We start from the raw sequence: 17,989 nt of genomic DNA, 5'->3' as shown, positions 1-17,989 counted from the left end.
TTCATATTTGGTTTTCAGTTGCGCAGGTTATTCACCTGAAATATCGTAATTAGATCAGAATACGTAATCATTTTTTGCAATCAGCTCATCTGCAATGCGGCGGCGCGCATCTTTGAGATTGACGGGCTCAATTTTCGTAAATCTTTTGAGGCCCATCAGCATGACGCGTAGCTCGTCGCTTTCGGCAAAACTGGTAATGGCTGACCTGCCGGCATTATTGACCCTCTCTACCGCCCGGTTCAAATAAACCACAGCCAGGTCTTTTTGGAGGCTGTTAGCTTCTTCGCCCAGCAATCCGATCCGCTTTTCTACCCGGAGAAGGACAGATTCGGCTGCGTAAATTTCAATGACCATGTCGGCAATGTTCATAATGATCTCCTGTTCATCAGAAAGCTTCATCATAAATTTCTGAACAGCCGCTCCCGCGATCATTAATGCAGCTTTTTTGAGGTTTTTGATCACCTTTTTCTCGGCTGCGAATATTGAATCGTCTTCTTCTGTGTTAAAATCAGGTATCGACATGATCTCTTTGCCGACAGCCATAGCAGGTCCCATCAGATCGAGCTGACCTTTCATGGCCCGTTTCAAAAGCATATCTACCACCAGCATGCGATTGATTTCATTGGTACCTTCGAAAATGCGGTTGATCCGGCTGTCGCGGTAGGCCCGGTCCATTGGCGCGTCGGCTGAAAAGCCCATACCGCCATAAACCTGAACACCTTCGTCGACTACATAATCCAGCACCTCGGAGCCATGTACCTTCATAATGGCACATTCTATCGCCAGCTCCTCCAAAGCTTTCAGTTTGGATTCGGCGTCTGACATTCCTTTTGCCTGATGCGCTGCAATGAGGTCGTCGATATTTTGTCCAACGCGGTAGGCTGCGGATTCGGATGCGAACATACCTACCGCCATTTCGGCCAGTTTATGTTTGATCGCACCAAAATTGGCTATGGCAGTTCCGAATTGCTTGCGTTCGTTGGCGTACTTAATGGCTTGTTTTGCTACCATTTTAGCGCCACCCAGGGCAGCGGCAGCCAGCTTGATCCTGCCAATGTTCAGAATGTTTACCGCGATCTTGAAACCGTTGCCTCTTTCGGACAACAAATTTTCGACAGGTACCAGACAGTCATTGAAGAAGATCTGGCGCGTATCAGAACCTTTGATACCCATTTTGTGCTCCGGCTCGTTCATCGTAATGCCGCCGAAAGACTTTTCAATGACAAATGCGCTGAGATTTTTATCGGTCTGCCCGTTTTCTTCGATTTTGGCAAAAACAATAAATATATCAGCAAATCCTCCGTTGGTAATCCACATTTTCTGACCATTGACAACATAATGTTTGCCGTCTTCGGTGAGCTTGGCTTTGGTTTTGCCAGAGTTTGCGTCCGACCCTGAATCAGGTTCTGTCAGGCAGTATGCGGCTTTCCAGGCGCCAGAAGCCAGATGGGGAAGATATTGCGATTTTTGTGCTTCGTTTCCGTAATAGAGGATAGGCAATGTGCCGATCCCGGTATGTGCGGACAATGCGACTGAAAAGGAATTCCCTGCGCCGGTCGTTTCCGCTACCAGCATAGAAGTGTTGAAATTCATTCCAAAACCACCATATTCCTCAGGTACCACCGTCCCCAGTAAGCCTAGTTCTCCGGCTTTGTCCATTAGTTCCGATATGAGTTCCGGCCCTTTGGCGTGGTCTATTTCATCCAGACGCGGCCATATTTCTTTGGCAAGAAAATCACGGCAGGTGTCTGCAATCATATGCTGTTCTTCCGTAAACTCTTCGGGAATGAAAATTTGGGAGGCTGATGTCTCTTTGATCAAAAATTCCCCTCCTTTAATAGACGTTTTATTAGCTTCTTCAACGGCCATGCTGGTCATTTTTACGGTCAAAACTGATTGAAAAAGTATGCGTGCATACTACTTATGCATAACGCAAATATATGGCATAAATAGTATTATGCAAGCATACTATTAGCGAAATATATCTCCAAAGGCATTGAAATCAAAGGGGGTTATTTTTTGAAAATCCTGAACTGTTGCAAGAATGATCCATTGTTTTCCACTCTTACAAAATAGATCCCGGACGACACACCAAGCTTGAATAGATCAATATTGGAAAGGTTATCGGAAGTTGTGATCACACTTTCAGGAATAGGGATGCGTATCCCGGAAGCGGTGATCAATGTGTATTGCAGGCTGTCACCGGGTTGTTGTTCGGGAAGTTTAATGTTGATCACACTCTCCACCGGGTTCGGATAAAAAGCCCAGTCCGCCATATTTTTCGTAATGTTGACCATATCTCCATAGGAAATACTGAACTGAATGGAGTTGGTCACAATCGCGGAATCTTCCTTCGCTGCCGTGACCGTTAGGGTGTAGCGACCGACGTAAGGTGCAAATCCCAACTCATTTTCGTAGAGTGCGTAAGGAAATGTCTTGGTCGTAGATTGCTTTCTGTATGGACCATTCAGGTCAAATGTAACGCGGTCGTATTCAAAGTTTCCGTAGGCGTAAATGTTCAGCATCGGAGGCAATGAATCGTAAGGTAGTACGTCATCGCCGTCGAGCTTGCGGATCACGCTTTGGTCAACCTTACTGCCGCCTTTTACCAATTCAAAACGAAGCTCCGGAATTTCCACGATCAAGATAAAGGGTACTTCCACATATGCTCCGGCATTGTCGTACGCCCTGATAATCAGCCTGTACTCGCCTTCCTCAGTAGGTGTTCCTGAGAAAACATTCAATGAGAAATCAAGCCAGGAAGGACGGTTTTGAATTGAAATAGATGAAATATATCCGTCCGGATCACCAAAGATATTGGTAGGCAGGATAAAGTTAAATGGCATGTTGATCTGCGCATATTTCACTGGTAATGTGCTGCTTGCGTACGGAGGCGCGTTCAGGAACTGCGGCTCTACGACTTTAATCGTGAAATAGGTTTCTACAAATGCATTGAGGTCATCATATGCTTTCAAACTGATCCGGTATTCTCCCAATTTGGTCGGTGTCCCGCTTAGTATACCATTAGCAAATTTCAGCCAGGAAGGCAGTTCGCTTGCTTCAATTTTAACAACTTGTCCATCAATGTCTTCAAATGCACCTTTTGGCAAAGTGTATGTGAAAGGTTTATCGATCGCGACAGTCTGATTGGAGAAATTACTGTCGACAGTAGGCGGTTTGTTGGCATTCTCGCGGGTATCAACACGAATCGTCAGAAATGCATCTGCGGCCCCGCCTTCGTCGTCAATTCCTTTTAACTGAATGCGGTAATCGCCGAGGGTGGTAGGTTTACCTCGCAGCTGGCCGCCCTCATACCTGAGCCAGGACGGCAGTGCTCCCACGTCAATCCTGACAACCGTACCATCGACATCAGAGAATGTATCGATCGGTAGTTTGTACGCAAAATCTTTATTGACCGGTATAATTTGCATCGGCACCGGCCTGAAAACGTAGGGTACGTGGTTGGCTGCCTCATTCCAATATTCCTGCGTCAATAAATCTTCTATCAGACGAACGCGGATTGGCCGCGGCCTGGCGGGATCTGCATATGCTTTCTTGGACCAATCGTCATAAGCTACATTAATAGCCCCTTTTTTCTCAACTGCGGCAGACAAACGGTAACCGACTGAATCGGAGTAAACAATTGGTGTCATAGACTTGTTAAGCCATTGTGCTGCTGCGGGGCGAAGGAATGGCTCTGAACGGGACATCTGATCCGCCGCAGAAATAACGACAGCTACCACATTCGCTCCATGCTCAAAATTTTCGGTGATCTGTTTTAAATGCGCATTGTTGTCGAAATAGGAGCTGACAAACAATTCATTGGCGGTAATGAAGCTGGCAGGCGCATCGCTTTTGATGATATCTACAGACCAGCGGTGATCATGCGTAGCGATGTTATCATTCACCTTAATTCCGTCCGCTTTTTTATTCAAATCTTTGTAGGCAAGTGTTCCGCGCATGACAGACGGACTGTCGAATACAGAGCCATAGTCTGACACGAATTTGATGGCCGGGTCAATGGATTTGACTGCATCGATCATCTGCTCCATGTATTTCTTGAACATCATGTGCCGGTAAATGTACCAGTCCTTTCCATAACGCTGCCTGAAAGATTCGATCGGGTCCCAGGGTGTGGAAGGCGGGCCGGGTTCTTCAAAAGTTTTGTAGGTTGTTCCCCAAAGAAAATTCAGACGCTCTATTTTGGTGTAATGCTGTTTCAGAAAAGCCCTGAAACCGACTTCCATGGATTTGGAATAATCGTATACCGCGGAGCTTTCCTTGCCAGCAGTAATGAGGGTGCTGGGATATTCACCTTCCTGGGTGGAAGTGTTGGTGACCGATACATATAGCAGCTTGTTGCTGGTTTGTAAATATTTGTAGCGGTTAACCGTTTCTTTTACGAAGGCAATTCCTTTATTAACAATGGGTTGGTTATCAAATCCGAAGAAAGTATCCTGGTATCCGCTCAGCAATGGTTTATTGGTTTCACTAAACTGGCTATCCGAAACGTCCCAAAAACCTTTGATCCTGGTACTATGGCGCCCGAGGTGAATCCTTAATGCGACTTTCATGCCGAGATCAGTCGCTATTTTGATCTGCTCATCATACTTGGCCCATTTTGGGGTTTCGGTAGGCGAGCTGAAATACACTTTGTCCCAGGGAATGGTAATGTAAACTGCATTGAGGCCGTATTGGTTGGCCGTCCTGATCAGGCTGGGCTCCGGGCCAATATTGTCAGGATCGGTGAGATTGAGGAGCATCAGCGCCAGATATCTTTGGGAATCGGTCTCGGTAGTTTTTTGGTTTGTTTGGGCTGATAGCGGATGCGCCGCCAATATCCAGCATAAAATTAAAAACGGGATCCGGGTTAAGAGGTTAAAAGCGTACGTAAAGTTTTGCATGCTAATAGTTTTTGTCAATTAATTTGATCCACTCTTTATAGCCATTTTCCACATTGAATTGACTTGCTACCTCAACGCTTTTCGAACTGTCGGTGGTGATCTCCCCCTTCATCAGCGATCGCATCGCATTAACCATTTGTTTTACACTCAGGTCCTGTGTGACCAATCCCATACCCTCCTGAACGAATTCAGAAACACCTCCTGACGGAAAAGAGATAATAGGTTTACCCAGCAACGCGGCTTCAATCATCACCAACGGAAAGGGATCCTGGCGCGAGGTGAGCAGAAATCCATTTCCCATGTTAAGATAATTATAATAATCTTCTTTCTGCTTTCCTACCAGATGAATTTTGGTAGCAGACGTCGAATGCAGGCAGCGTTGTTCTGTGTAATACACTAATCCATCGTCGATTGTGGCGCCGACCCAGATCAAATGTACGTTTGGGTCATTCAGTTCTTCGGCGATCTCAGGCAACATATCGAACCCTTTTCTCTCCGAAGTCATGCCCGAAAGCACCCACACATATGCATTGCCGGGTATGCCCAGCTTTTCTTTCAGCTCATTGGTCCGGGCATCATTTTTCTTAACTTTTGACCCGTCAATAAAGGAATATAGCAGGCCAATGTTCTTGCCACCTGAATGCTTTAATGCATCGCAGGTCGTTTGCGAACAGCCTATCAGCAAGTCGGAATAATCAACGATACTTTTGAAATCCGGTGCGCTGAGGTAGGCGTAGGTCAAAGGCATTTCATGAAAATGAGTAACGACTTTGATCGAAAACTCCTTGGCGACTACGATCGTTTCAGGAATCATGGTGGTATTGACATACCAGAAATCCGCCTTAAAATCCTTCGCAAGCTTTCGGAGGTATTTCAAAGTAGGGTTGATCCCGAGGTGGAATGAGACCTTTTGCAAAATATTGAATTTCCGCGGCGCAATGTAGACCGGGATATCTTCGGGGAACTCCATTAATAATTCCCCGTTTGCAAAACTTACAATGCCTATATCGAAACGTGAGCGGTCAATTTGTTTAAGGATGTACAGGAGCATCATCTCTGACCCTGTCCGTGTGGCATAAGGGGTAAAAAAAAGAACCTTTTTTTTCTCGTTGTTCATGCAGAGGCGGTTAACAGGTCAATGTTTTCGTCGGGCCTGATTTTAAACAGGCCTTTTTTTAGGAATAGGGTCTTCCAGAAATATTTTAAAAGTACACGCGTCTTGCGTACATATATATGTTGGGTGCGCAGCTCCGAAAATGGATTTCCGTCCTTTTTCAGATTAAAAAGCATTTTCCAGGCAAATACAACCGGTGTCATGATCAGGTAATGCAGGATCAGCAACAAATATTGAAAGATACCGTACTGTTTCCGTATCCATAAGAAATTGGAAACCTGCATTTGCGTGCTAAACCGGTTGATCCACGAAATATTGGTACGACGGAAAGGATTGTCGTTTTCAAGATGTATAAATGTACAGTCCTGAAAATAACAGAGCTTACCCAGCTTTCCGAGGCGCCCCGACCATTCGACATCCTCACCATACATAAAAAAGTCGTTGCTAAACCCTCCGGTTTGTTCAAATCCTTCCTTTCTGACAAAAATAAAAGCACCGACAAGCCAGTCATATTGATCCGGGTCAGCATACTTTGGTTCAGGATAAAGTTTGTTTATTACCTTATCTACCAGACCGCTGGGGGGAAGTATGAAAAAAGTTCTACGGAATTCGTTGAAGCTTCTGTAAAAAGGCATGGGCGTACCGTCTGCATAATATTGCAATGCGCCGCAAGCCATAATGTCCGGCCGGTTATTCATCCGGTCGAAACATCTTCCTATTACATTGTCTGTAACCAAGGTATCGGCATTGAGGAGCAGGAAATATTTGCCTTTTGCTACCGACATTCCGCGATTGTTGGCAATGCCAAAACCGGCATTAAATTCCATGTCGATCCATTGTACGTTTGGATAAGCCTCCCTTACAATGGCACCGCCGCCATTTTTTGGGTCGTTGTCAACAACTATGACTTCAAAGGTTACTTCCGGAGTGTACTTATATATAGAATTTAAGCAATTGATAATAAGCTGAGGAGTCCTGTAATTGATAATGATGATGGATACATCCATGAAAAAAGGCGTGCATGTTGGATGAGCAAAAATAAAGAATCTCGGTGGAAGATAAGTAACTCTTCTACCGAGACCCGGAAATAAGTGATTTTTGTTATCCTACGGCGTCAATTCAGCCTTTCGTAGATTCCGGCAACGCCCTGCCCGCCTCCTACACAGGCTGTCACCATGCCATATTTTTGATTCTGACGTTGCATTTCATTGAAAAGCTGCACTGAAAGTCTCGCACCTGTAGATCCCAATGCATGGCCCAATGCAATGGCGCCACCATTCGGATTTACGATTTCTGGATTGATACCCAGTTCCTGAATAACCGCCAGTGACTGCGCCGCGAAAGCCTCATTCAGTTCTATTTGTTCAATGTCATTGAGTTTCAAACCAGCCTGTTTCAAAGCAACGGGAATGGCTGCAACCGGGCCTATGCCCATGATCCTCGGATCCACGCCAGCAGTGGCGTAGGACAGCATTTTGGCTATGGGTTTCAGATTCAGTTCATTAACCAGCTTTTCGGACATTACCACTACAAATGCAGCACCGTCGGAAGTTTGCGAAGAATTTCCTGCTGTTACCGAGCCGCCTGCCGCGAAAACTGGTTTCAGTTTGTTCAATGCTTCAATGGTCGTGTCAGCTCTGGGGCCTTCGTCCTGGCTCACCACGATTTCACGGGTTTTTTTCTTCCCTGACGCGGCGTCAAAGTATGTTTCTTTGACTGTTACCGGTACGATGCCATTCGTAAACCAGCCCTCTTTTTGAGCACGCAATGCTTTCTGGTGAGATTGAAACGAAAACTCATCCTGCTTTTCGCGACTGATATTGAAATCTTTCGCCACCTGCTCGGCCGTCAGGCCCATACTCAGGTAGTAATCAGGATTGGTATGGGCGATTTCGTAATTCAATGCCGTTTTCCAGCCCATTGTAGGTACCATCGACATGGATTCGGTTCCTCCTGCAATGATACATTCGGCCATTCCGGCATGTATTTTCGCCGAAGCCATGGCGATAGCTTCTACGCCTGAGCCGCAATATCTGTTAATGGTAATACCTGAGACATTTTTAGGAAGCGCCAGCAACGCCACGTAGCGGCCCATTTGCATGCCTTGTTCTGCTTCTGGTACTGCGTTTCCTACGATCACATCATCCACACGGGCGGGGTCGAGATCTGGCAATTTTTCCAGCAAATGTTTGATAACTGTTGCTCCCAGGTCGTCGGGGCGGGTAAACCGGAAACCACCTCTGGAAGCTTTTCCGACCGCGGTGCGATAGCCGGCTACGATGTATGCATTCATATTTTGGATCGAAATTTGTTCAAAGAAAAGAAGCAGGCTGTGAGAATAGTATGCCTGCATACCATTGGTAAAAATAGCAATTAATCATAAAACAACAAACCGCCGGAATCTGTTTCCCGGCGGTTTGCAATTACTAAGTCTTTGCTGATGGAGTTTTTAAAATCTACGAAGAAAGGTGGCTTTCTTCCATTGAGTTGGTGCGTTTTGCGCCTTCTGGCATCACGATCCACATGATGATGTACAATAACGTTACGGGGAAAGTGACAGGAATAAAGACTGCCAGTACTAAAATCACCCGGATGACCGATACATCAATTTGGAAGTAATCTGCAAGGCCGGAGGCAACGCCACCAATCATTTTATTGCTTGTGTTTCTGAATAATCTATTGTGGTTCATGGCTGTATCTGTTTTATTTTCTTTTGATGTGTTAAAGGTACTATGCATTACACAGTAGTTGTTTGATTTCTTTACAGACGGTTATCTGACGTGAGAACGGGTTAAATTCCATGGCGTGGGGTAAAGTAAAAAAAGATTAGAACTGTATTAGGATTATGCAAGTTGTTGCGTATTACTATTGGCAATGAATTACCTTTGAGATTGAAAATGATAGCTTTGCTGACAATCTGGCATCCATACGAAAGCAGGCTCAATATTTTTGAATGAAATGATCGGTTAAAAAACATACGTTAAAATCATGTTTAAAATATTTTCTAAGCTATTTGGCACAAAATCAGAGCGGGATTTAAAGGAATTAACCCCGTACGTTGATAAAGTCAATGCCGAATATGCGCTATTGGCTTCCCTATCCAATGATGAACTCCGTGCTCAGTCCGAAGGCCTGAAACAACATATTAAAGACCAGCTCCAATCTATCGACGAGCAGATCGCGTCTTTGCGACAGCAGGCCAATGACGAGCCTAATGTGGACAACAAGGAGGCGATTTTCAAAAAAATAGATGCGCTGGAACTGGACAGGAACAAGGAACTTGAAAGAGTACTTCTGGATATACTGCCAAAAGCGTTCGCCATTGTAAAAGATACGGCCCGTCGCTTTAAGGACAACGAGAAAATAGAGGTTACAGCATCGTTTTTTGACCGCGAAGTAGCAACCAGAAAGTCACATGTAGTGATTGAGGGTGACAAAGCCCATTGGAATACTACCTGGGATGTGATCGGGCAGCCTATCAAATGGAACATGCTGCATTATGATGTGCAGCTGATCGGTGGGGTTGTATTGCACCAGGGAAAAATCTCTGAAATGGCAACGGGTGAAGGTAAGACATTGGTAGCAACGCTTCCTGCCTTCCTGAATGCACTTGCCGGACAAGGTGTACACATTGTAACTGTCAACGATTACCTCGCCAAGCGTGATGCCGAGTGGAATGCACCGCTCTTTGAGTTTCACGGCATGAGCGTTGATTGTATCGACCGTCACCAGCCTAATACCATTGCCCGTAGAAATGCTTATAAGGCAGATCTTACCTACGGGACCAATAACGAGTTTGGTTTTGACTACCTGCGTGACAATATGTCACGCACACCGGAAGAACTGGTTCAGCGTAAACATCATTTTGCAATGGTGGATGAGGTTGACTCCGTGTTAATTGATGATGCACGTACACCTTTGATCATCAGCGGCCCGGTTCCCCGCGGCGACGAACAGGAATATCTGGAATTGAAGCCACGTGTTTCGAGGATCGTTGAAGCGCAGAAAAAACTGGCGATGGATTTTCTGAATGACGCCAAAAAGAAGATCACAAGCGGAGATAAAAAAGAAGGAGCCCTTGCATTGTTCCGTGCGCACCGCGGTATGCCGAAATACAAACCTTTGATCAAGTACCTGAGTGAGTCAGGGATCAAACAGTTGATGCAGGAATCCGAATCCATATATCTGGCCGAAAACCAGAAACTGATGCCGGTGGCGGATGCACCATTGTATTTTACCATCGATGAGCGTCACAACAGCATTGAGCTAACCGAAAAAGGGATCGACTTCCTGACCGGCGAATCGGACCAAAGCAATTTCTTTATCCTTCCCGATATAGCGGTTGATCTGGACGCGATTGAAAAAGATGGTTCTTTAACTGAGCAAGAAAGAATTATTCAGAAGGAAGCATTAATCCGCGATTATTCTGTAAAAACTGCCCGTATCCACACCGTTAACCAGCTTTTGAAGGCATTCACACTTTTTGAAAAAGATGTGGAATATGTGATCATGGACGGAAAGGTGAAGATCGTTGATGAGCAAACAGGTCGTATCATGGACGGTCGTCGTTATTCCGACGGTTTGCACCAGGCCATTGAAGCAAAGGAGAATGTACGTGTTGAAGACGCAACGCAAACTTATGCGACCGTTACCTTGCAGAATTACTTCCGTATGTATCACAAGCTGGCTGGTATGACCGGTACGGCGGAGACAGAGGCAGGTGAGTTCTGGGAAATCTATAAGCTGGATGTTGTTTCGATTCCAACGAATGTAAGTGCGGTCCGTAAGGATCACGAAGATAAAGTGTATCGTTCGGTACGTGAGAAGTACAATGCGGTAACTGATGAAATCGTAGAGCTGGTGGAGGCTGGCCGACCAGTTTTGGTAGGTACTACTTCGGTTGAAAACTCAGAAATTATCAGCCGGATGCTTACCCTGCGTAAGATACAGCACCAGGTATTGAACGCCAAGCAACACCAGCGTGAGGCTGAGGTAGTAGCCGAAGCAGGTAAGCCAGGTACGGTGACGATCGCAACGAACATGGCCGGTCGTGGTACCGACATTAAGCTGACGCCTGAATCGAAAAAGGCTGGCGGACTTGCGATTATCGGTACGGAAAGACATGAAAGCCGCCGGGTTGACCGCCAGTTACGCGGACGTTCCGGTCGTCAGGGTGACCCTGGTTCATCTCAGTTTTTCGTTTCATTGGAAGATAACCTGATGCGTTTGTTCGGATCTGACCGTATGGCAAAGGTAATGGACAGAATGGGACTGGAAGAGGGGGAAGTGATCCAGAGCGGAATGATCACCAAGTCCATTGAAAGAGCTCAGAAAAAAGTAGAGGAAAATAACTTCGGTATGCGTAAGCGTCTTCTGGAATATGACGACGTGATGAACTATCAGCGTGATGCCATTTATACCCGTCGCCGTAACGCACTCTTTGGAGATCGTTTGGCAGTGGACATTGCGAACACATTATATGATGTGAGCGATGAGCTGGTAACGACGGCAGGTTCTTATGCAGAATTGGAACTGGCAACTATTACTACCTTGGGTATGGAGCTTCCATTCAGCGAAGCAGAGTACGGTTCACTTAAAATATCGGAACGTTCTCAAAAACTATATGACGCTGCTGAAAAGCAATATCAGGACAAAAACCACGCAATCTCGCAAAAGGCGCTTCCGGTACTGAGTTCGATTCATGCCGATCGCGGTGCGACTATTTCTGAGATTATGATTCCTTTCAGCGACGGTATCCGTCAGGCTGGGGTTGTGGTAAGCCTGAAAAAAGCATTGGAGAATGAAGGACGCGAGATTTCCCGTGAAATGGAGAAAGCTATCGTTCTTTCACTGATAGACCAGGAATGGAAAGAGCATTTGCGTGAAATGGATGACTTGAAACAATCCGTTCAGAATGCGGTATTCGAGCAAAAAGATCCATTGCTGATCTACAAGTTTGAATCTGTGGAATTGTTCAAACGCTTTTTGAGCAAAGTGAATTTTGATATGATCTCCTTCCTGATGAAGGCTGATATTCCACAAGAAGATGCTGCCCCTGCCACCGCGGTTCAGCATACGGTGCGCCGACCTGCACCTGCACCGGCTTTGCATACCAATCGCGAAGAAGAGTTTGATACTGAGCTGGATGGACCTAATGAATATGCCCGTCAGATGGAATCAACCACTAAGACGCAACCTGTTCGCACCATTAAAATCGCAGACAGAAATCAGAAAGTTTCGGTACAATACCGTGACGGACGGATTTTGCGGGACGTGAAATTCAAAAAAGTGGAGCATGAAGTGAAGAACGGAGATTGTGTGGTAATTGAGTAAAAGTCATTTGTCTTCAGGTGTGGTCATTTGTTGTCATGACAACAAATGACCACACCTGACAACAAATGACAATAAATGACAATGAATGACTATATATTAATTAAGTGAAATATCCGGGCCCTGCCTTTCTAAATCAGATCGGCAGGGCTTTTTGATTGAAAGGAAATCAGTATTTATACGATATTTGTATTTCAGAGACGAACATTAACGAAACATAAACCTGCATGAAACTGCATAGAGAAGGATATACCATCATGGCTGTGACGGCCATCATATTGATTTTGATAAACTTAGGTATAAACTATCTCCTTCCGGAAGGCTACTGGATCCCCAGGCTTGTACTGATCGGTAGTGTTATTGTCTTCCTGCTTGTAGTTCAGTTTTTCCGTGTACCCACCAGAACGGTACATAAAAGTGACCGCCAGATCGTCGCCCCCTGCGATGGGAAGGTGGTTGTGATTGAGGAAGTAGTCGAAAGCGAATATTTTAAAGGCCCCCGCAGGCAGGTGAGTATTTTTATGTCGCCTCTTAATGTCCATATCAACTGGAACCCGGTGAGTGGTGTTATTCAATATTTTAAATATCACCCTGGCTTGTACCTGGTAGCCTGGCATCCCAAATCCAGTACCGATAATGAGCGCACGACTGTCGTGATCCGTACAGTGGAAGGCATCGACGTTTTATTCAGGCAAATTGCCGGCGCGGCAGCACGACGTATCCGCTGGTACGTGAAGGAAGGCGATCAGGTGGAACAGAGCACTGAAATGGGTTTCATCAAATTCGGTTCACGGGTGGATATATTCCTCCCGCTCGATGCCGAAATCAAGGTTAACCTGCAAGACAAAACAGTAGGAAGCGTAACTGTGCTGGCGGAATTAAAATAACCGCCAGGATAATATCTGCTCAAAAAAACCCGGCACTGCTGGCGGGTACACCACGGCCATAAAGATCATCCCGAACAATGCGCCATACATGTGTGCACTGTGGTTGACGTAGCTCGTTCCGCGTTTTGCTTCGTAAAGCGAATATCCCAGGAACAGAAGACCGAAAATAAATCCCGGCATCTGAATAAAGAAGTACAGTGATACCGTCATCAAAGGCGCATAAAGTATCGTAGCGAAAAGCACAGCAGAAACTCCTCCCGAAGCACCCAGAGAATTGTATTTGGAATTGTTGCGGTGTTTCAGAAATGTCGGTATGTCGGACACAATGATTCCGACGATATACAAAAACAGATAATAAATGGTCCCGCTCGGCCCGAAAAGCATAGAAAACAGCCTTTCAATGCTTTCGCCTACAAACCACAAACTCAGCATATTGAAGATCAGGTGGCCGAAATCCGCGTGTACAAAGCCTGAGGTCACAAAACGGTAGTATTCATTGTATTTGCTAACCCGGTAAGGATTCAGGATCAGCTTATCCATCAGGCTGTAATTATTGAACGCGTAATAGCTGATCCCGGATGTGATAATGACTAGTATGAGGGTAATCGACATAGAATTTTGAATGTTGACGTTTAAAATTATTTTTCCCGCTCCACAAGCTGCTGGGCAAATTGCAGTAACGGCTCCTTGCGCGATTCGTCTATGCTTAGCTCGTTGAGGCTTGCAAGTCCTTTGGCAAAGTATGCGTTGATTTTTTGCTCGGTGAATGTGCGAATGTCCAGTGTTTCGTAAATATTCCGGACAGCATTCACTTTTTCATCATTGTCAAAAGTTTTCATTTCAATCCATTTTTCCAGCTCGGCTTTCACGGTACCTTCCGCTTTGGACAATGCTTCAATGAGCAGGAAAGTTTTTTTGTTGGCAATAATGTCACCTCCTACCTGCTTCCCGAACTTGGTTGGATCGCCATATACATCAAGCAAATCATCTTTAAGTTGAAATCCTATTCCCATGTTTTCACCGGCAGAATAAAGCAGTTGAATGGCATTCTCGTCAGCCCCTCCGATGATTCCGCCCAGTTCCAGGGCAAATCCCAGTAGTACCGAAGTTTTCAGCCTGATCATTCCAATGTACTCTTCCTCGGTAACATTCCACCTTGTTTCAAAATTCATGTCCAGCTGCTGCCCTTCACACACTTCCGCTGCGGTTTGGTTAAAACGGGCCAGTACCAGGCGTAATTTATCTTTTGGAACGTCCAGCAGCAGATCATAAGCCCTGATCAGCATCACATCGCCGGATAATATCGCGGTGTTAGCATTCCATTTTTCGTGAACCGTCGGTTTACCGCGTCTGAGCGGGGCGCGGTCCATGATATCGTCATGCATTAATGTGAAGTTGTGAAAAACCTCTACCGCCATAGCAGGTTTGATCGCTTTTCCCCAATCCTCGCTGTAAATGGACGTGGCAAGTAATGTCAGTAATGGACGAAAACGTTTTCCGCCCAGTGCCATAATGTATGCTATGGGGTCGTACAGTTCCGCGGGATTTTCTCCGTAAGAATGTTTGTCAAATTCTATTTGAAGTGTTTGAAGGAGTTGTTCGGGTTTGATCATTCGCAGTAAAATAGCAGTCTGCCTGTTGCAGGCCTCAGATTATATTGTAACGTTTTTGTTTGTCCGGAGATGTATGCAAAGTAGGGAAATATCCCTGAATAAGCTACATTTCCCTACCTTTGGCACTGAATGAATCGTATTCTTTAAACACTTCCACATGCCTTTTCACCAATATTTCAACGGAGACATTATTGATATCAACAGCGCGGTTTTCAAAACCAATGACCTCGGGTTACTGCGCGGTTATGGCCTTTTCGACTATTTCAGGACATATAATGGAGTTCCGTTTCGCTGGGACGATTACTGGCAGCGGTTCGAAAATTCAGCCAGATTGTTAAAATTGGAGTTACCGGTTTCAAAGGGAGATACAGAAAAAGCACTCGCTGACCTGCATGCATTGTCGGGCGAGCAGGAGGTTGCGTTCCGGTTTGTACTCACAGGCGGATACGCGCCTGACAGCGTGCATGTGGTACAGCCCAATTTCCTGATCCGAACCGAACCTTTACCGCAGGATAATCCAGCTGGGCGACTGAAAGGGATCAAAGTGTTACCATACGAATATGTACGCGATCTGCCGGAGGTGAAAACTACGAACTATGTGCATATGGTGCTCATGGCCGATGAATTGAAACGCCAGCAGGCTGCGGACCTGCTTTTTCACAAAGACGGAGAAGTAAGCGAGCTCACGAGGAGCAACGTGTTTATTTTTAAAGGCGATAAACTGGTTACCTCAGACAGGAATATCCTGAACGGCATCACACGGCGGGTCGTGATGGAACTCGCCAAGCCACATTTTGACGTAGAAGTGCGACCAGTTTCTTACAAGGAAGTCATTACGGCTGATGAGGCCTTTACAACCAGTACCACTAAATGGGTGATGCCCGTCGTGCAGATCGGCGACGTGCCGGTCGGAAACGGATTGGCTGGAAAGCGTACATTGTTCTTGCAGGAGTTATTTGAAAAACTGGTTGCAGATTGGGGCAAATAAACAAAAAGTGGCTTCCGTACAGGAAGCCACTTTTGCGATACGTTGTTGTAATAAGCCGACTTATTTCGGTGCGTTGGGTGAATCCTTGTTAACAATCGGCCAAATACCCGGTTTTGGAACGCTTACTCCTTTCGTAGCGCCCCTGGTAGTACCGTCCAGGCCGAAATAGTACAATGGCCATCCTTTGTAGGTCAATTGTTTTTTGCCGAAAACATCAATGGTTGTGAATAACGCTTTGTCGATCCCTGAGGGAATGTCGGTAACCTCAGCGGTATAGATCGGCCATGTTGCATCATGCGTCGCGTCGTTGGTCGTGAAGTTATTATTGTTTGTAGAGTCTCTCGCAAAAGCGTAAAGCGTGCGGCCCATAGCATCCACGAAGAACTGGGTATCAGCTGTTCCTTCTGTGTAATCCGCTTTGTACGACTTGCCATCATTACCTACGAGCTGGGCATTTGCCAGCATGATGGTATAAGTTGGCTTGGCTACAAACCAGACTCCGCCTACATTTTCACCTTTCAACTCGCCCGCTGCGGCATCGTCCTGGTAGTAGTACAAAGGCCATCCTTTGTATGTGGTCTGTGGTTTTCCGTCCGCTCTGGTGATCGTTCCGAAATCGGCAGCAGTTAATCCCGCATCCAGTTTCATTTTCGCTAAATCCGTAACTGAAAATATCGGCCACTTGGTCGCGCAGCCGCCCGAGCAAACAGAAGTGCCTGCAACGTCTTTTGTGAAGAAATAAAGCGTCTTACCGTCCTTGTCAGTCAAAACCTTGCCTAATGTCTGTGTGTCTTTGAGCTGAATATCGTTGGGGATAACCGGTGTGGGAGTAGGTTCGTCGTCATCGGAACAGGAGACCGTGACGGCCATTAAAAATCCCAGTGCAAGTAGCATGCGGGAAACAGAAAAGATTTTCATGGATTTCTTATTTTTTGTTAGAGATGAATTGGTTTATTGTGAATACGACCGAAACATTCTGATGGTTGCGCGCCAAATAAAAAAGCATAACCGGGTAGGTTATGCTTTCCAAAAACGAAGATTATATGATGTTCAGCTCCAACCCTGGGCCGTAATCGGCACCCGGCTGTCGCCTTTTGTATGCAGTACGATTTCTTCCTTATTAGCTGTGGTGTAGCCAATAAAACTGATCTTGGGATTGTTCTTAATGAGTTCGTAAGAAGCTTGCGAGACGGTAAAAAGCAACTCATAGTCTTCTCCACCATTCATGGCGGCAGTCACCGGGCCAATGTTCAACTCCGAAGCGGCCAGGTAAGTCTGTTCGTCGATAGGCAATCTTTCTTCAAAAATCACCGCTCCTACGCCAGATTGCGCGCAAATATGTAGCAAGTCAGAAGCAAGTCCGTCGGAAACGTCGATCATGGCTGTCGGTACTACGCCAGCCTCAGCGAGTTCGTAAATTACGTCCATTCTCGCCTCCGGGCGCAGCTGCCGCTGAACCACGTAATCTTTTCCATCCAATTCAGGCTGCATTTCGGGGTTCGCAAGAAACACTTGTTTTTCCCTTTCCAGCAGCTGTAATCCAAGATAGGCACCGCCCAAATCCCCGGTCACGCAGATCAGATCATTAGGTTTGGCAGTATAGCGATAGGTAACTTTTTCTTTGTTGACTTTACCAAAAACGCTCACTGATATCAGTAGTCCCGATCTCGAAGAAGAAGTATCACCTCCTACCAGGTCAACATTAAAGTCCTTGCAGGCCGCTTTCATACCAGCATATAGCTCGTCAATGGCTTCCACAGAAAACCGGTTGCTCAATGCAAGGTTAACGGTCACTTGCCGCGGGGTACCATTCATCGCAGCAATGTCGGACACATTAATGGCAATGGCCTTGTAGCCCAGATGTTTCAGCGGAAAAAACGTAAGGTCAAAATGAACGCCTTCGAGCAGCATATCAGAAGTTAGCAACCCGTATTCTTCACCCGTGTCGATCACCGCCGCATCGTCGCCTATTCCTTTAATGGTATCAGGTAAAGAAATTTTTATTCCTTCATTTATTCTTTTAATCAACCCGAATTCTCCCAGGCTGCTTATTTCAGTTCTTGTTTCCATGATACAAAATTAGACAAAAAAGCGAAGCCACTTCCCGAAAGAAATGGCTTCGCTTTTTGAAATATATAAAGGGTTAGATTATA

Annotated in this window: 13 protein-coding genes; 3 read left to right on the top strand and 10 right to left on the bottom strand. The window is 45.8% G+C overall.

The window, feature by feature from the left end; translation table 11 throughout:
- Positions 1 to 54 precede the first annotated feature (54 nt).
- From ON006_RS24000 to ON006_RS23975, 6 genes are all read right to left on the bottom strand, one after another.
- Positions 55 to 1,869: an acyl-CoA dehydrogenase FadE gene (locus ON006_RS24000; protein WP_244822557.1), complete on the bottom strand. Its 1,815-nt coding sequence runs from the start codon at positions 1,867 to 1,869 to the stop codon at positions 55 to 57.
- Between the two features lie 143 nt (positions 1,870 to 2,012).
- The gene (locus ON006_RS23995) at positions 2,013 to 4,904 is read right to left on the bottom strand and encodes a putative Ig domain-containing protein (protein ID WP_244822556.1); all 2,892 of its coding nucleotides are present in this window, start codon (positions 4,902 to 4,904) and stop codon (positions 2,013 to 2,015) included.
- 1 nt (position 4,905) lies between these two features.
- Positions 4,906 to 6,021, bottom strand: coding sequence for a glycosyltransferase (locus ON006_RS23990; RefSeq protein ID WP_244822555.1), 1,116 nt, complete (start codon positions 6,019 to 6,021; stop codon positions 4,906 to 4,908).
- The gene (locus ON006_RS23985) at positions 6,018 to 7,025 is read right to left on the bottom strand and encodes a glycosyltransferase family 2 protein (RefSeq protein ID WP_244822554.1); all 1,008 of its coding nucleotides are present in this window, start codon (positions 7,023 to 7,025) and stop codon (positions 6,018 to 6,020) included. Before ON006_RS23985 ends, ON006_RS23990 begins: the two co-directional genes overlap by 4 nt.
- 107 nt (positions 7,026 to 7,132) lie before the next feature.
- On the bottom strand, positions 7,133 to 8,311 hold the full coding sequence (locus ON006_RS23980) for an acetyl-CoA C-acyltransferase (RefSeq protein ID WP_244822553.1): 1,179 nt from the start codon (positions 8,309 to 8,311) through the stop codon (positions 7,133 to 7,135).
- 163 nt (positions 8,312 to 8,474) lie between these two features.
- Positions 8,475 to 8,708, bottom strand: coding sequence for a PspC domain-containing protein (locus tag ON006_RS23975; RefSeq protein WP_244822552.1), 234 nt, complete (start codon positions 8,706 to 8,708; stop codon positions 8,475 to 8,477).
- A gap of 298 nt (positions 8,709 to 9,006) precedes the next feature.
- On the opposite strand from ON006_RS23975, the gene secA reads away from it, so the two are divergent.
- Both secA and ON006_RS23965 read left to right on the top strand, forming a co-directional pair.
- On the top strand, positions 9,007 to 12,351 hold the full coding sequence (gene secA, locus ON006_RS23970) for a preprotein translocase subunit SecA (RefSeq protein ID WP_244822551.1): 3,345 nt from the start codon (positions 9,007 to 9,009) through the stop codon (positions 12,349 to 12,351).
- Positions 12,352 to 12,575: 224 nt separating this feature from the next.
- Positions 12,576 to 13,235 carry a phosphatidylserine decarboxylase family protein gene (locus ON006_RS23965; RefSeq protein WP_244822550.1) on the top strand — a complete coding sequence of 220 codons (660 nt, stop codon included), beginning with the start codon at positions 12,576 to 12,578 and terminating at the stop codon, positions 13,233 to 13,235.
- Here ON006_RS23965 and ON006_RS23960 read toward each other — a convergent pair.
- A complete protein-coding gene (locus ON006_RS23960; protein WP_244822549.1) occupies positions 13,227 to 13,847 on the bottom strand; it encodes a rhomboid family intramembrane serine protease in 621 nt (206 codons plus the stop codon). The genes ON006_RS23965 and ON006_RS23960 overlap by 9 nt on opposite strands.
- 26 nt (positions 13,848 to 13,873) lie before the next feature.
- On the bottom strand, positions 13,874 to 14,845 hold the full coding sequence (locus ON006_RS23955) for a polyprenyl synthetase family protein (protein WP_374760232.1): 972 nt from the start codon (positions 14,843 to 14,845) through the stop codon (positions 13,874 to 13,876).
- Between the two features lie 160 nt (positions 14,846 to 15,005).
- Here ON006_RS23955 and ON006_RS23950 point away from each other — a divergent pair, with 160 nt between their 5' ends.
- Positions 15,006 to 15,836 carry an aminotransferase class IV gene (locus ON006_RS23950; RefSeq protein WP_244822547.1) on the top strand — a complete coding sequence of 277 codons (831 nt, stop codon included), beginning with the start codon at positions 15,006 to 15,008 and terminating at the stop codon, positions 15,834 to 15,836.
- A gap of 60 nt (positions 15,837 to 15,896) precedes the next feature.
- On the opposite strand, the gene ON006_RS23945 is transcribed toward ON006_RS23950, so the two are convergent.
- Positions 15,897 to 16,754: a hypothetical protein gene (locus ON006_RS23945; RefSeq protein ID WP_244822546.1), complete on the bottom strand. Its 858-nt coding sequence runs from the start codon at positions 16,752 to 16,754 to the stop codon at positions 15,897 to 15,899.
- 132 nt (positions 16,755 to 16,886) lie between these two features.
- Positions 16,887 to 17,906 carry a thiamine-phosphate kinase gene (gene thiL, locus ON006_RS23940; RefSeq protein ID WP_244822545.1) on the bottom strand — a complete coding sequence of 340 codons (1,020 nt, stop codon included), beginning with the start codon at positions 17,904 to 17,906 and terminating at the stop codon, positions 16,887 to 16,889.
- Positions 17,907 to 17,989 lie beyond the last annotated feature (83 nt).

Source organism: Dyadobacter pollutisoli (assembly GCF_026625565.1).
GTDB lineage: Bacteria > Bacteroidota > Bacteroidia > Cytophagales > Spirosomataceae > Dyadobacter > Dyadobacter pollutisoli.
This window is presented reverse-complemented; position numbering and strand designations above follow the sequence as displayed.